We start from the raw sequence: 13,366 nt of genomic DNA, 5'->3' as shown, positions 1-13,366 counted from the left end.
CAGCGGTCACTCGGCAGCGGCGGCCGGACGGTCGGCGCCGCCCACGGCCACATCCTGCTCGGGCACCGCGTGCCCCGAACGGATCAGGTCGATCCGCCCCATCACCTTCGAGCGCAGGTCGGCAGGGACGTCGTCCTGCCCGCAGCAGCGCTTGACCAGTTTCTTCACGGCCTGCTCCAGGCCGTACTTCTCCAGGCACGGGGAGCACTCCTCGAAATGCACCTCGAATTTGGTGCAGTCGCCCTCGGGCATCTCACGATCGAGAAACTCGTAGAGATGATCGAGAACCTCTGAGCAGTCCGTCTCGTGCGGCTCTCCGCAGCTCATGAGGCCGAGCCTTTCCTGTCGTCCGACTCACCGGCTCCGGCCGGGACGAGCCCGCGCTCACGCGCGTAGTCCTCCAGCATGCCGCGCAGCTGACGGCGTCCCCGGTGCAGCCGGGACATCACCGTCCCGATGGGTGTCCCCATGATGTCTGCGATCTCCTTGTACGCAAAGCCCTCCACATCGGCGAGGTACACGGCGATGCGGAACTCCTCGGGGATCGACTGGAGCGCGGACTTCACATCGGAGTCCGGCAGGTGGTCGAGCGCCTGGGACTCCGCCGAGCGCAGGCCCGTCGACATGTGCGACTCCGCACGCGCCAGCTGCCAGTCCTCGATCTCCTCGGCGGCGCTCCGCTGGGGTTCCCGCTGCTTCTTGCGGTACGAGTTGATGAATGTGTTGGTAAGGATGCGGTACATCCACGCCTTGAGGTTCGTGCCCTCACGGAACTGGTGGAAGGAGCCGTACGCCTTCGCGTACGTCTCCTGGACCAGGTCCTCGGCATCGGCGGGGTTGCGCGTCATGCGCAGCGCGGCCGAGTACATCTGGTCCAGATATCCGAGGGCGTCCCGCTCGAAGCGCGCGTTGCGCTCGGCGGTCGTCTCCTGCGCACGGCCGTCGTCGGTCCCTGTGTCGGTCCCAGTGACCGGACCCACCTCCTCCAACGATGTGGCGGAACCGAGACCGGACCCGCTCGCATCGGAGAATAGTCGACCTTGCTTCCGAGCGGGCTGTCGATCGGCTCCGCCCGAGGCGCGCGCCGGAGTGCTCTTGGCCGCGTGAAGCACCGTCCACTCCAGTTCGGCTGCGTTCGAGCGGCTCGGGCAGATGGTGGAACCCATGCGACGGACTCCCTCTCCACGTACGACGTTGTTGTACCGACATCACCCACAACAGCCGTCCCGCACGGCGCATTCCCGGGCTTGCGCAGGTGGGGGGAGGTACGTCGTCAGGCCTGCCCGCCCAGCCACCCGGCCACCGCGCCGGTGAGGAGGTCCATGGCCTGATCCTGGGTCAGGGGGGCCTTCTTGGGTACGGCGAACCCATGATCCGCGTACGGCACCTCGACGATCCCGTGCTCCCCTTGAGGGAACTCCCCGGGCCGCCCGAACGGATCGCGGCCGCCCTGCACCACGAGGGTGGGGACGTCCACGCCGAGCAGCTCCTGCGCACGGGACTTCTCGGGCTTGCCGGGCGGATGCAGGGGGAAGCTCAGGGCGAGCACCGCGTGGGCCCCGAGTTCCGCCGCCGTACGGCAGGCCACCCTGGCCCCCGCGCTGCGTCCCCCGGCCACGACGGGAAGCCCCGGGGCCGTCAGCGCGGGCCACAGCCCCCGCCAGCCGGTGTCCAGGGTCCGGGGCGCCGGCGCCAGCTTCTTGCCGGCCACCCGCCAGGGCTGCTCCACCAGCGCCACGGTCACCCGGTCGTCCGGAAGCGCGGCCGCCAGGGCCTGGAGGTCACGGGCCTCGATGCCGCCTCCGGCGCCATGGCTGACGGCGAGCACCAGAACGGCCCCCTTAGCGGGGAACCATGTGATCCTGGCCTCACCGGCGTCCGTGCCGACGCTCTCGGTCTTCTGCGCTGTCCCTGTAGTACGGCTCACAGCGCCCATCCTGCCGGGTCAGAAGAGCGTGCTCACCTCCGGCGCGGCCAGCTCCTCCAGGAGTTCCGGGCCGTTGTTGCGGACGTTGCTGACGGCGGTGGCCACCGGATAGGCCCGCATCAGCCCGCCGGGCGGCGGCTCCAGCAGCGCCTTCAGCTCCTCGACGTCGGTGCGCGACGGGTCGAGCCAGTCGTCCCAGCGGTCCGGCGTCAGCATCAGCGGCATCCGGGGGTGGATGTCGGAGAGCGAGGAGGGGCCCTCCGCGGGGGCCACCGCGAGGGGGGCCGTCTCCGCCTCGGTGGTGATCACCGAGCAGGTCACCCACCAGGCCTGCGGATGGTCGTCGGGGAGCGTCCGGTCGCGCCAGAACTCGTACAGGCCTGCCATGGCGAAGACGGAGCCGTCCGCGGGCGTCACGAAGTACGGCTGCTTGCGGGGCCGCTTCCTCTTCCCCTTCTCCTCCAGCTGCCGCTCGTCGGCCCCCGTGACCCACTCGTAGTAGCCGTCGGCGGGCAGGATGCAGCGCCTCGACACGAAGGGCCGGCGGAAGGACGGCTTCTCGTGGACCGTCTCGGCGCGGGCGTTGATCATCCGGGCGCCGCCCTCCGGCGACTTCGACCAAGACGGGACGAGTCCCCACTTCAGGGCGCGCAGCTGGCGAACCGGACGCTGATCGTCTGCGTCCTTCACAGGACGGTCCAGGACCGCGTAGACCTCCTTGGTCGGCGCGACGTTCCAGTCGGGCTCCAAGGTCTCCGTGGGTTCCCACTTCTCCACACCGAAGAGTCCCGTCAGGTCTTCTGGCCGCCGACTCGCTGCATACCGTCCGCACATAAGTGCCAGACTGCCACGACCCACCGGTCGGGTGGACGCCGATCCGTCGAGCACATCAAGGAGCCGCCTGCACCATGGACAGCACCGACCTGGGCGATCTGTGGAATCGCGTCTTCGGCACCCAGTCCGCCCCCGAGCAGTGGCTGGTGGTCGTCACGGCCACCGTGGCGCTGACCGCGGTGGTACCGAACCTCATATGGCGGCTCTCGCGCAACGCGATCACCATCGCGCACGAGGGAGGGCACGGGCTGGTCGCCCTGCTCACCGGGCGGCAACTGTCCGGCATCCGGCTGCACTCGGACACCAGCGGCCTCACAGTCAGCCGCGGCAAGCCCACCGGTATCGGCATGATCCTCACCGCGGCCGCCGGCTACACCGCGCCGCCGCTCCTCGGGCTGGGCGGCGCCTGGCTGCTCACCAACGGCCGGATCACCCTGTTCCTGTGGCTGGCAACCGCCCTCCTGGCGGTGATGCTGGTGATGATCCGCAACCTGTACGGGGCGCTCACGGTCATCCTCACGGGTACGACCTTCCTGCTGGTGTCCTGGCTGACCTCGGCCGACGTCCAGTCGGCGTTCGCGTACACCGCGGTCTGGTTCCTGCTGCTCGGCGGCGTGCGCCCCGCGTTCGAGCTGCAGTCCAAGCGCCGGCACGGCGGCGCACCCGACTCCGACGCCGACCAGCTCGCCCGGCTGACGCACGCACCGGCCGCGATGTGGCTCTTCCTCTTCCACGCGGTGTCGCTGTGCTCGCTGATCGGCGGCGGACGCTGGCTCCTCGGGCTGTGAGGGCGCTTGGACGCGCGCGGCCGGGAGCCCCTCACTACCACCCTTGTATTACGTCCTGGTTTCGGCGCTTTTGTTCAGGATCTGGGTTTGCGGTGAGCCACTAAAGTGAGGGGCATGACCGAAAGTTCCGTGCACCCCGCCCTCTGGCCCGCCCCCCGAGCGACCGGGGCCGTCGACGCGACCGTCACCGTGCCCGGATCGAAATCGGTCACCAATCGTGCCCTCGTCCTGGCCTCCCTGTCATCCGAACCGGGCTGGCTGCGCCGCCCGCTGCGCTCCCGCGACACCCTGCTGATGGCCCAGGCGCTCCGGGCGATGGGCGTCGGCATCGAGGAGGGCGTGGGCCCGGACGGCTCGGGCGAGGCCTGGCGGGTCATCCCCGCCGGTCTGCACGGCCCGGCCCGGGTGGACGTCGGCAACGCGGGAACGGTGATGCGCTTCCTGCCGCCCGTGGCCTGCCTCGCCGACGGCCCCGTCCACTTCGACGGGGACCCCCGGTCCTACGAGCGGCCCCTGCACGGTGTGATCGGCGCGCTGAAGTCCCTCGGGGCCCGGATCGACGACGACGGCCGGGGAACTCTGCCGCTGACCGTGCACGGCGCGGGTGCGCTGGACGGTGGCGCGGTCTCCATCGACGCCTCCTCGTCCTCCCAGTTCGTCTCCGCGCTGCTGCTTTCCGGGCCCCGGTTCAACCAGGGGCTGGAGGTGCGCCACACGGGATCGGCCCTGCCGTCCATGCCCCACATCCGGATGACCGTCGACATGCTGCGCTCCGTCGGTGCCCAGGTCGACGAGCCGGAGTCGGGTGGTGAGCCCGATGTCTGGCGGGTCTCCCCCTCCGCCCTGCTGGGCCGCGATCTGACCGTCGAGCCCGATCTCTCCAACGCTCAGCCGTTCCTGGCCGCCGCCCTGGTGACCGGCGGCCGGGTCACGATCCCCGACTGGCCGCTGCGGACCACCCAGCCGGGTGACGCGCTGCGCGAGATCTTCACCGCAATGGGTGGCACGTGCGAGCTGACCGAGCGCGGTCTCACCTTCACGGGCTCGGGCACGGTCCACGGCATCGACGTCGACCTGGGCGAGGTCGGTGAGCTGACGCCGGGCATCGCGGCCCTCGCCGCCCTCGCGGACTCGCCGTCCACCCTGAGCGGAGTCGCCCACCTGCGGCTCCACGAGACGGACCGGCTGGCGGCGCTCACCAAGGAGATCAACGGTCTCGGCGGCGACGTCACGGAGACGGCGGACGGTCTGCGGATCAGGCCCCGCCCGCTGCACGGCGGCACCTTCCACACGTACGACGACCACCGTATGGCGACCGCCGGAGCGGTCATCGGCCTCGCCGTGGCGGGGGTGGAGATCGAGAACGTCGGTACGACGGCCAAGACCCTGCCGGACTTCCCGGACATGTGGAACGGGATGCTCGGGGAACCCTCCGGCGCCATCGGCGTCTCGCCCGGCGCGCTCGGCGCCTCCGCGGGAAGCCGCGGGGTCTGAGGGCATGCGCCGCTACGGGAAGAACCCCGACGAGGACGACATCCGCGTCCGCCCCAACCCCAAGGGCAACCGGCCCCGCACCCACACGCGTCCCAAGCACGAGGACGCCCAGGACGGCATGGTGCTCACGGTCGACCGCGGCAGGCTCACCTGTCTCGTCGACGACCGCGCGGTGACGGCCATGAAGGCCCGCGAGCTGGGCCGCAAGGCCGCCGTGGTGGGTGACCGGGTCTCGCTCGTGGGTGACCTCTCAGGCGACAAGGACACGCTGGCGCGCATCGTGCGGATCGGCGCGCGCACATCGGTGCTCCGCCGCACGGCGGACGACGACGATCCCTTCGAGCGGGTGGTCGTGGCCAACGCCGACCAGCTGGCCATCGTCACCGCACTGGCCGATCCCGAACCCCGCCCGCGCATGATCGACCGCTGCCTGGTGGCGGCGTACGACGGTGGGCTGACCCCGCTCCTGGTGCTTACCAAGTCGGACCTGGCATCGGCCGACAAGCTGCTGGAGGCGTACACCCCGCTGGGTGTCCCCTACATCGTGACCAGCCGCGAGGAGCTGGAGAACGGCGACGCCGCCGACCGGGTGAGAGAGCTTCTGAACGACCGGGTGACCGCGTTCGTGGGGCACTCCGGAGTGGGCAAGACGACGCTGGTCAACGCCCTCGTGCCGAAGGACCGGCGCCGGACGACCGGGGTGGTCAACGCCGTCACGGGCCGTGGCAGGCACACCACCACGTCGGCTCTGGCGCTGCCGCTGCCGGACGGTCGCGGCTGGGTGGTCGACACCCCGGGCGTGCGGTCGTTCGGGCTGCACCACGTCGATCCCTCGCGGGTCATCAACGCCTTCCCCGACCTTCAGCCGGGCACGGAGAACTGCCCGCGCGGCTGCACCCATGACGGCCAGGAGCCGGAGTGCGCCCTGGACGCGTGGGTCGCGGAGGGACATGCCGATCCGGCGCGCCTCGACTCGCTCCGGAGGCTGTTGTCGACCCGCGAGCGGCGCGAGGGCGACTGAGGAACGGCGCCGGACGCCCTCCGTCCGACTCGCGCACGTTTGCGAGCTCCCAAGGCTGGTAAGGGCATAATCGCGCAAGCGGGACGAAGCGTCACCTACGTGGGAGGCACCTGACGATGGCGTGGTTGCTGGTCGTGGTCGCTGGACTGCTGGAGACCGGCTTCGCCGTGTGTCTGAAGCTTTCGCACGGATTCACCCGGCTCTGGCCGACGGTCGCGTTCTGTGCGTTCGCCCTCGGAAGCTTCGGTCTGCTCACGCTGGCCCTGAAGAAGCTGGACGTCGGTCCGGCCTACGCGGTGTGGACGGGCATCGGAGCGGCGGGGACGGCGATCTACGGGATGGTGTTCCTCGACGACGTGGTCTCCACGCTCAAGCTGGTGTCGATCTCGCTGGTGATCGTCGGCGTGATCGGTCTGCAGCTGTCCGGTTCGGCGCATTGAGCCCCGGGGCCGGCACGGGGTCCGCGGGCACCAGCGTGCAGGAGAGCGCGAGCCGCAGCGCGATCTCGCAGGCCAGTTCCAGGCGTGCGGGGTCGCCCGGCGCAGGGCCTCTCCCCAGCGCGGCCACGGCCCGGTCCCTGGCGAGGGTGAACAGCTCGGTGGGCGTGGGCGGCGCCGTACCGGTCCGCCGCCCGGCGAAGAGACCTCCCGGTCCGGGTAGGCGGTCTCCCCAGACCCCCGTCAGCAGCGCCTTGACCAGGACGTCGGCGCGGGCCGCCCGGACCGTCCAGCGGGCGAGCTCCGCCGGTCCCTCCCCTCTGGTCCGGTGGTCGCCGAGTCTCTGTTCCACCCCGGCCAGATATCCGTCGGCCGCACGCCGGACCAGCGCGCGGGCAAGACCGTCCTTGCTGCCGAACTCGTTGTAGAGGGTCTGCCGGGAGACGCCTGCCGCGGCCGCCACGTCGACCATGCGTACGGCGTTCCAGGGCAGCGTGGAGAGCGCCGAGTGTGCGGAATCCAGCAGGGCTTCTCGCGCTGAGGGCATCGTCGCCTCCCACGCCGGGGACCTGCGCATCAGAGTTGACGCGCCCAGGGGCACTGTCAAGGGTCCGCGTACCGCCGGCACCGGCCCGCTGCGGCACGTCCGCCCCGCGCGGGGCCGTGTAGCCCGGGCGGGTGGCTGTGGATACTGTGACGGCATGCCCGATTACCACGATGATCTGCGCCTGGCCCATGTACTGGCGGACGCCGCCGACGCGGCGACGATGGACCGGTTCAAGGCTCTGGACCTCAAGGTCGAGACCAAGCCGGACATGACCCCGGTGAGCGAGGCCGACAAGCACGCGGAGGAGCTGATCCGCGGGCACCTGCACCGGGCACGTCCGCGTGACGCGATCCTGGGCGAGGAGTACGGGATCGAGGGCAGCGGTCCGCGGCGCTGGGTCGTCGACCCGATCGACGGCACCAAGAACTACGTACGGGGTGTCCCCGTCTGGGCGACGCTGATCTCCTTGATGGAGGCGGGCCCGGACGGCTTCCAGCCGGTGGTCGGCGTCGTCTCGGCCCCCGCGCTCAACCGCCGCTGGTGGGCGGCGAAGGGTGCCGGTGCCTTCTCCGGCCGCAGCCTGACCTCCGCGACGCGGCTGCACGTGTCGAAGGTCGAGCGGATCGCGGACTCCTCGTTCGCGTACGCCTCGATGACAGGCTGGGAGGAGCAGGGCCGGCTCGACGGCTTCATGGATCTGACACGGGCCTGCTGGCGCACCCGGGGGTACGGCGACTTCTGGCCTTACATGATGGTCGCCGAGGGGTCGGTGGACATCTGTGCGGAGCCGGAGCTCTCCCTGTGGGACATGGCGGCGAACGCGATCATCGTCCAGGAGGCCGGCGGGCGGTTCACCAGCCTGGACGGGGTCTCCGGCCCGGGCGGCGGCAATGCGGCGGCGTCCAACGGCCTGCTGCACCACGAGTTGCTCGGCTATCTCAACCAGCGCTACTAGCGGCCTCGGGTACGCCCTTCACCGGTGAAGGGCGTCCATCCCCCTTGTTGCGGTCCCTTCCGGGTGCGACTCTGGGAGTCCCCCCACTTGTGAACTTGTGAATCGGCTCACGAAGGCCGCCCGCACAAGTCACTTCCCGAAGGAGGCGGCTCCCTACATGCTTGTCCGTGACGCCATGAGCACCCTGGTCCTCACCATCGGCCCGGCCCATACGCTCCGTCAGGCGGCCCGGCTGATGTCGGCCCGACGTGTCGGAGCAGCCGTACTCCACGATCCGGACACCTGCGGCCTCGGCATCATCACCGAGCGCGACATCCTCGACGCCGTCGGGGCCGGGCTCGACCCCGACGTCGAGACCGCGTCCACCCACACGACCACCGACGTGGTCTTCGCTTCTCCCGCCTGGACCCTGGAGGAGGCCGCGGAAGCCATGACGCACGGCGGCTTCAGGCATCTGATCGTGCTGGACGGCGACGGTCCCGTCGGGATCGTCTCGGTGCGCGACATCATCAGGTGCTGGGCGCCCGCCAGGAGGCAAGCCGCCGGCCTGGCCGCCTGACCCCCGGCGCGCCGGCGACGGCGGGCACCTCCCGGCCGCGGAACGACAGCGGGCCGGACCCCCGGGGACACCTCGGGGAATCCGGCCCACCGCCGACGGCAACGGCTACTGGCCGCGCAGAGCCTGGACCGCGGCTTCCAGCCGCTTGCCGAAGTCTCCGTCGGCCTGACGGAAGTTGTCGATCGCGCGCTCGGCGATGTCGTCGCGCGAGACCTTGGAGATGAACCCGGAGAGATTGTCGATCAGCCGGGTCTTCTCGTCCTCGGACATCAGCCGGTAGAGGTTGCCGGCCTGCACGAAGTCGTTGTCCTCGGCGTGGAGCGGCGCCTCATGGTTGCCCGTGCCGCCCGTGACGGGGAGGGGCTCCCAGAGCGGCCGGTCCGTCTGGGCAGGGCCACCGAAGCTGTTGGGCTCGTAGTTCTTCGCACCCTTGTGGCGGCCGTCGTACAGGTACCCGTCACGACTGTTGGTGCGCGCCTCGGTGGCGTGCGGCCGGTTCACGGGCAGGTGGTCGGCGTTGATGCCGACGCGGTAGCGGTGGGCGTCGCCGTACGCGAAGAGACGGCCCTGGAGCATCTTGTCGGGGGACGGGCCGATGCCGGGCACGAAGTGCGCCGGGCTGAAGATCGACTGCTCGACCTCGGCGAAGACGTTCTCGGGGTTGCGGTTGAGCTCCAGCTTGCCGATCTCGATCGGCGGGTAGTCCGCGTGCGGCCACACCTTGGTCAGGTCGAAGGGGTTGAAGCGGTACGCGGCCGCCTCCGCCGCAGGCATGATCTGGACCTGCACCGTCCAGGACGGGAAGTCACCGCGCTCGATCGACTCCCGGAGGTCTCGCTGGTGGCTGTCCGGGTCGACCCCGGAGAGGCGGACGGCCTCCTCGGTGGTGAGGTTCTTGATCCCCTGGTCGGTCTTGAAGTGGTACTTGACCCAGAAGACCTCGCCGGCCTCGTTGTTCCACTGGAACGTGTGCGAGCCGAAGCCGTCCATGTGACGGTACGAGGCGGGAATGCCGCGATCACCGAAGAGCCAGGTCACCTGGTGCGTGGACTCGGGCGACAGACCCCAGAAGTCCCAGACGTTGTCCGCCTCCTGCGAGCCGGTGTACGGGTCACGCTTCTGGGTGTGGATGAAGTCGGGGAACTTGATGGCGTCCTTGATGAAGAACACCGGGGTGTTGTTGCCGACGAGGTCGTAGTTGCCTTCTTCGGTGTAGAACTTCAGCGCCCAGCCGCGGGGGTCACGCGCCGCGTCGGCCGAGCCGAGGTTGCCCGCCACGGTGGAGAAGCGCAGGAAGGTCTCGGTCTGCTTGCCGACCTCCGAGAGGAAGTTCGCCCGGGTCCACTGCGAGACGTCCCGGGTCAGCGTGAAGGTCCCGTACGCACCGGCGCCGCGGGCGTGCACGACACGCTCCGGGATGCGCTCGCGGTTGAAGTGGGCGAGCTTCTCGAGAAGCGCCTGGTCCTGGACGAGAACCGGTCCACCCGGGCCGGCGGTCTCGCTGTTCTGATTGTCGGCCACCGGAGCGCCGGCCTCCGTGGTGAGCGGTCCCTGAGTCACGCGCGCCTCCTGCGTCATGTCCTGCACAGCGTCGTTCCCTGTGCAGCCTGTTCTCGGCCGCAGCCTGTCCTTGGCCAGTACGTTGCCGATCCTACAATGGACTTAGTCCAAGTCAAGCAGTCATCTAAAGTCACACCTACTCGGGACTCGGGCGTTCCACTGTTACGCTGGGCCCCATGAGCGACCTCCTGGAACGACTTCGTGGACGCGGCTGGCGCATGACGGCACAGCGGCGCGTGGTGGCCGAGGTTCTCGAGGGGGACCATGTGCACCTGACGGCGGACGAGGTCCACGCGAAGGCCGTCGAGCGGCTGCCCGAGATCTCCCGCGCCACCGTGTACAACACACTGGGCGAGATGGTGTCCCTCGGGGAGGTCATCGAGGTCTCCACCGACCGCCGGGCCAAGCGGTACGACCCGAACGCCCACCGCCCCCACCACCACCTGGTGTGCGGCCGCTGCGGAGCGATCCGCGACGTGCACCCGTCCGGCAACCCGCTGGCGGACCTCCCGGCCGACGAGCGCTTCGGGTTCACCGTCTCGGACGTCGAGGTGACCTACCGCGGCATCTGTCCGAACTGCGCCGCCACGGCCTGACGGGGCGCCCCGCCCCACACCGGACCGCCTTCACGCGGCACTGGCACCCTTTGCTCGGGCATACGTCAGAGGCCCGGATCCTTGGAAGGATCCGGGCCTCTGACTTTCAGTAGCGGGGACAGGATTTGAACCTGCGACCTCTGGGTTATGAGCCCAGCGAGCTACCGAGCTGCTCCACCCCGCGTCGTTGTGATTGCAACTCTACGGCACCCGCACCGGCCTGAGCAAATTCATTCGCCGGACACCCGTGCGCAGCACTGCGCAGGACCGCCCGCCGTCACGCGGTGAGCTCCTGGTGCAACGCCTCCAGGAGCCGCGCGGCCCGCTCGGTCACCTCCGCCGGCCCCAGCTCGACCGCCCGGGCGCACCAGCGCTGCCCTTCGGTGAGCTCGCCCCTGCGGGCGGCGAGGAGCGCGAGCCGCAGGGCCGCCCGGCCGTGCCCGTCGCCGGCGGCACGGCCCCACCACAGGGCCGCCTCGCGCTCGCTTCCCTCACGGGCGAGCAACAGACCCAGATTGAAAGCCCCGTTACGACTGCCCGACTCGGCGGCCTCGCGGTACCAGCGCGCAGCACCGGCCATGTCACCGCGTGCGGCGGCGAGCATCCCGGCCCTGACCTGGGCACGACGGTGCCCCTGCTCGGCCGCCCTCTCGTACCACTCCTCGCACTCGGTCTTCTCGGGCATCGGCTCCCCGAGCGCGGGAGGCCCCGGTGGCGGCTGGCGCAGATCGAGGACGCCGGCCAGCCGGAACGCGGCCTCGGCGCTGCCACCGCCGGCCGCGCAGCGCAGATGACGCTCCGCCTCCCGCTCGTCGCCGTCCTGAAGCAGTGCCATGCCGACCTGGAGCGCCGCATCGGTGTGCCCGGCCGCCGCCGCCCGCTGGTACCAGCCGAGCGCCGTGCGGTCCTCGTCGCGTCCGGCGTGCAGGATGCCGAGATTGAAGGCGGCGTCCACGCTGCCCGCCTCTGCCGCCTTGGAGAACCAGGGCTCCGCCCCGGCCGCGTCTCCCGCCTGGAGCAACAGCACGGCCAGCGCGTTCGCCGCCTCACGGTGCCCGGCGTAGGCAGCACGGCGGTACCACTGCTCGGCCTGCGGTATCCGGTCCTGGGCGGCACAGAGCAGGCCAAGGTTGTACGCGCCGTTGACGTCACCGGCGTCCATGGCTGCGCGGTACCAGCGCTCGGCGGTCTGCTGCTCGCCCCTGGCCGCGTGCAGGGCGCCCAGCGCGTTGGCGGCGTTGCCGTCGCCGTCCTGGGCGGCTCGCAGCCACCACACGGCCGCACTCTCCTCGTCGCCCGCGTCCCTCAGCAGGAATCCGAGGGCACAGGCCGCCCGGGGTTCGCCCTCCTTGGCAGCGGTGAGGTACCAGCGGCCGGCCTCCTTCAGCTCACCACGCTGCTCGAGGATGGCGCCGAGATGCAGGGCGGCACGGCGGTGGCCGCGCGCTGCGGCCTGGCGGTACCACTGCTCGGCCTCGCCGACCCTTCGGGGATCGGGGCCGGCGACAGGACTGTCCCGCCTCGCGGGGGCACCGGCGTCCAGCCCACGGCGGCCTTCGCCGATGACGCGGCCCATGCCGAAGGCGTCGTGCGCGTCACCGACGGCGGTGCGCTCGATCGTCCGCGCCAAGCGGTACGCCGCCTCCCTGTGCCCCTGTTCCGCCGCGGCACGCAGCCAGCGCTCGGCACCGGCGTCCCCGCGGTGCTCCAGCAGGTCCGCCAGGGCGTAGGCACCCAGCGCATGGCCCTGCTCGGCGGACTGGCGGAGCCAGTACTCGGCCCCGGGCTCGTCCCCGCGCTCCCTGAAGTGCCGCCCGAGAGCGTGCGCCGCGGCGGCGGAGCCGGCGACGGCGGCGACGCGCCACCACCCGGCCGCCTCGTCCGCGTATCCCCGCTGATGGAGGAGCACGCCGAGGTTGTTGGCGGCGGCCCGGTCGCCCTCGGCTGTGGCCGCCCTCAAGTAGGTCTCCGCGGCGGCCAGGTCACCACGGCGCAGCAGGAGGGCACCCAGGACGCTCATCGACGCCGTGTCACCGGCTTCCGCCGCACGCCGGTGCCGTGCCTCGGTCTCGTCGGCGTGATCCGAAGTGTCCGTGGTGTCCGTGGTGTCGGCGGCGTCCCCACCCTCGGTGACGACGGCCTCATCGGCGACGACGGCCGTGTCGGTGATGTCCGCAGTGGCGGCGACGGCCTCGCGGTCGCCATCGACGGTGCCGGCGGTCCCGGCCAGGGCAGCGGCGAATGCCGCATCTGCCTCGTTTTCCGTCGTCCGGCCGCGTCGCTGCACAAACCGCCCTGTCTCCAACAGAGTTGCCCTGTCCCCCATAAATACCATCGTCGCACCACCTGTAAGCCGCGTACACCTCGTATATCGCGGCCAGTGAGGTCACTTCAGCGTTTTGTCGACATGCCCACAGAGAGACAAGTGAAACACGACTGGGTTCAACTCGTGCCCTGCGAACCGCACTTCACTCCGACAACTTGAGAAAAGCCGTCGAGGCACGACGAAGGCCCGGATCCCAAAGGATCCGGGCCTTCACCTTTCAGTAGCGGGGACAGGATTTGAACCTGCGACCTCTGGGTTATGAGCCCAGCGAGCTACCGAGCTGCTCCACCCCGCGTCGTTGTGTTCAAACCGTACCACGACG

Annotated in this window: 14 protein-coding genes and 2 tRNA genes; 7 read left to right on the top strand and 9 right to left on the bottom strand. The window is 70.6% G+C overall.

The features are described 5' to 3' along the window. Positions 1 to 6 precede the first annotated feature (6 nt). From rsrA to HED23_RS05925, 4 genes are all read right to left on the bottom strand, one after another. Positions 7 to 327 (bottom strand): mycothiol system anti-sigma-R factor, encoded by a 321-nt coding sequence (gene rsrA / locus HED23_RS05940; RefSeq protein ID WP_203182371.1) that lies wholly within the window; start codon positions 325 to 327, stop codon positions 7 to 9. Then, a complete protein-coding gene (locus HED23_RS05935) occupies positions 324 to 980 on the bottom strand; it encodes a sigma-70 family RNA polymerase sigma factor (RefSeq protein ID WP_033298180.1) in 657 nt (218 codons plus the stop codon). The genes rsrA and HED23_RS05935 overlap by 4 nt, the downstream gene beginning before the upstream one ends. Before the next feature lie 293 nt (positions 981 to 1,273). Continuing rightward, on the bottom strand, positions 1,274 to 1,927 hold the full coding sequence (locus tag HED23_RS05930; RefSeq protein WP_398085865.1) for an alpha/beta family hydrolase: 654 nt from the start codon (positions 1,925 to 1,927) through the stop codon (positions 1,274 to 1,276). Positions 1,928 to 1,945: 18 nt separating this feature from the next. Further along, complete coding sequence (locus HED23_RS05925; RefSeq protein ID WP_203182369.1) at positions 1,946 to 2,761, bottom strand: SOS response-associated peptidase; 816 nt, start codon at positions 2,759 to 2,761, stop codon at positions 1,946 to 1,948. Between the two features lie 74 nt (positions 2,762 to 2,835). Between HED23_RS05925 and HED23_RS05920 the strand changes: the two genes are divergently transcribed. The 4 genes from HED23_RS05920 to HED23_RS05905 all read left to right on the top strand — a co-directional run bounded on the left by HED23_RS05920 (position 2,836) and on the right by HED23_RS05905 (position 6,504). Beyond that, positions 2,836 to 3,549 (top strand): M50 family metallopeptidase, encoded by a 714-nt coding sequence (locus tag HED23_RS05920; RefSeq protein WP_203182368.1) that lies wholly within the window; start codon positions 2,836 to 2,838, stop codon positions 3,547 to 3,549. Between the two features lie 114 nt (positions 3,550 to 3,663). After that, on the top strand, positions 3,664 to 5,043 hold the full coding sequence (aroA, locus tag HED23_RS05915; protein ID WP_203182367.1) for a 3-phosphoshikimate 1-carboxyvinyltransferase: 1,380 nt from the start codon (positions 3,664 to 3,666) through the stop codon (positions 5,041 to 5,043). Positions 5,044 to 5,047: 4 nt separating this feature from the next. Continuing rightward, complete coding sequence (gene rsgA, locus HED23_RS05910; protein WP_203182366.1) at positions 5,048 to 6,064, top strand: ribosome small subunit-dependent GTPase A; 1,017 nt, start codon at positions 5,048 to 5,050, stop codon at positions 6,062 to 6,064. A 116-nt stretch (positions 6,065 to 6,180) separates the two neighbouring features. After that, positions 6,181 to 6,504 carry a DMT family transporter gene (locus HED23_RS05905; RefSeq protein ID WP_031091275.1) on the top strand — a complete coding sequence of 108 codons (324 nt, stop codon included), beginning with the start codon at positions 6,181 to 6,183 and terminating at the stop codon, positions 6,502 to 6,504. Here HED23_RS05905 and HED23_RS05900 read toward each other — a convergent pair. Next, complete coding sequence (locus HED23_RS05900) at positions 6,434 to 7,048, bottom strand: TetR/AcrR family transcriptional regulator (protein ID WP_203182365.1); 615 nt, start codon at positions 7,046 to 7,048, stop codon at positions 6,434 to 6,436. The two genes, HED23_RS05905 and HED23_RS05900, sit on opposite strands and share 71 nt — an antisense overlap. A 154-nt stretch (positions 7,049 to 7,202) precedes the next feature. Here HED23_RS05900 and hisN point away from each other — a divergent pair, with 154 nt between their 5' ends. Next, entirely contained in the window at positions 7,203 to 8,003 is an 801-nt protein-coding gene (gene hisN / locus HED23_RS05895) for a histidinol-phosphatase (RefSeq protein ID WP_203182364.1), read from the top strand. A gap of 157 nt (positions 8,004 to 8,160) precedes the next feature. Then, positions 8,161 to 8,562, top strand: coding sequence for a cyclic nucleotide-binding/CBS domain-containing protein (locus HED23_RS05890; RefSeq protein WP_203182363.1), 402 nt, complete (start codon positions 8,161 to 8,163; stop codon positions 8,560 to 8,562). A gap of 105 nt (positions 8,563 to 8,667) precedes the next feature. On the opposite strand, the gene HED23_RS05885 is transcribed toward HED23_RS05890, so the two are convergent. Continuing rightward, positions 8,668 to 10,122 (bottom strand): catalase, encoded by a 1,455-nt coding sequence (locus HED23_RS05885; RefSeq protein WP_203182362.1) that lies wholly within the window; start codon positions 10,120 to 10,122, stop codon positions 8,668 to 8,670. A 176-nt stretch (positions 10,123 to 10,298) separates the two neighbouring features. On the opposite strand from HED23_RS05885, the gene HED23_RS05880 reads away from it, so the two are divergent. Further along, entirely contained in the window at positions 10,299 to 10,718 is a 420-nt protein-coding gene (locus HED23_RS05880; protein WP_203182361.1) for a Fur family transcriptional regulator, read from the top strand. Between the two features lie 110 nt (positions 10,719 to 10,828). Here the strand turns inward: HED23_RS05880 and HED23_RS05875 are convergent. From HED23_RS05875 to HED23_RS05865, 3 genes are all read right to left on the bottom strand, one after another. Then, positions 10,829 to 10,902: transfer RNA gene (locus tag HED23_RS05875), tRNA-Met, on the bottom strand. A gap of 93 nt (positions 10,903 to 10,995) precedes the next feature. Beyond that, on the bottom strand, positions 10,996 to 13,053 hold the full coding sequence (locus HED23_RS05870) for a tetratricopeptide repeat protein (protein WP_203182360.1): 2,058 nt from the start codon (positions 13,051 to 13,053) through the stop codon (positions 10,996 to 10,998). Between the two features lie 212 nt (positions 13,054 to 13,265). Beyond that, positions 13,266 to 13,339 (bottom strand) — tRNA-Met (locus HED23_RS05865). Positions 13,340 to 13,366: the final 27 nt, after the last annotated feature.

The organism is Streptomyces pratensis (assembly GCF_016804005.1).
GTDB lineage: Bacteria > Actinomycetota > Actinomycetes > Streptomycetales > Streptomycetaceae > Streptomyces > Streptomyces pratensis_A.
This window is presented reverse-complemented; position numbering and strand designations above follow the sequence as displayed.

Excerpts from the sequence above, each read along its gene's own strand:
- HED23_RS05920 (WP_203182368.1), top strand. The coding sequence starts at position 2,836 with ATGGACAGCACCGACCTGGGCGATCTGTGGAATCGCGTCTTCGGCACC.
- HED23_RS05925 (WP_203182369.1), bottom strand. The coding sequence starts at position 2,761 with ATGTGCGGACGGTATGCAGCGAGTCGGCGGCCAGAAGACCTGACGGGA.
- rsgA (WP_203182366.1), top strand. The coding sequence starts at position 5,048 with ATGCGCCGCTACGGGAAGAACCCCGACGAGGACGACATCCGCGTCCGC.
- HED23_RS05890 (WP_203182363.1), top strand. The coding sequence starts at position 8,161 with ATGCTTGTCCGTGACGCCATGAGCACCCTGGTCCTCACCATCGGCCCG.
- HED23_RS05880 (WP_203182361.1), top strand. The coding sequence starts at position 10,299 with ATGAGCGACCTCCTGGAACGACTTCGTGGACGCGGCTGGCGCATGACG.
- HED23_RS05905 (WP_031091275.1), top strand. The coding sequence starts at position 6,181 with ATGGCGTGGTTGCTGGTCGTGGTCGCTGGACTGCTGGAGACCGGCTTC.
- aroA (WP_203182367.1), top strand. The coding sequence starts at position 3,664 with ATGACCGAAAGTTCCGTGCACCCCGCCCTCTGGCCCGCCCCCCGAGCG.
- HED23_RS05870 (WP_203182360.1), bottom strand. The coding sequence starts at position 13,053 with ATGGTATTTATGGGGGACAGGGCAACTCTGTTGGAGACAGGGCGGTTT.
- rsrA (WP_203182371.1), bottom strand. The coding sequence starts at position 327 with ATGAGCTGCGGAGAGCCGCACGAGACGGACTGCTCAGAGGTTCTCGAT.
- HED23_RS05900 (WP_203182365.1), bottom strand. The coding sequence starts at position 7,048 with ATGCCCTCAGCGCGAGAAGCCCTGCTGGATTCCGCACACTCGGCGCTC.
- hisN (WP_203182364.1), top strand. The coding sequence starts at position 7,203 with ATGCCCGATTACCACGATGATCTGCGCCTGGCCCATGTACTGGCGGAC.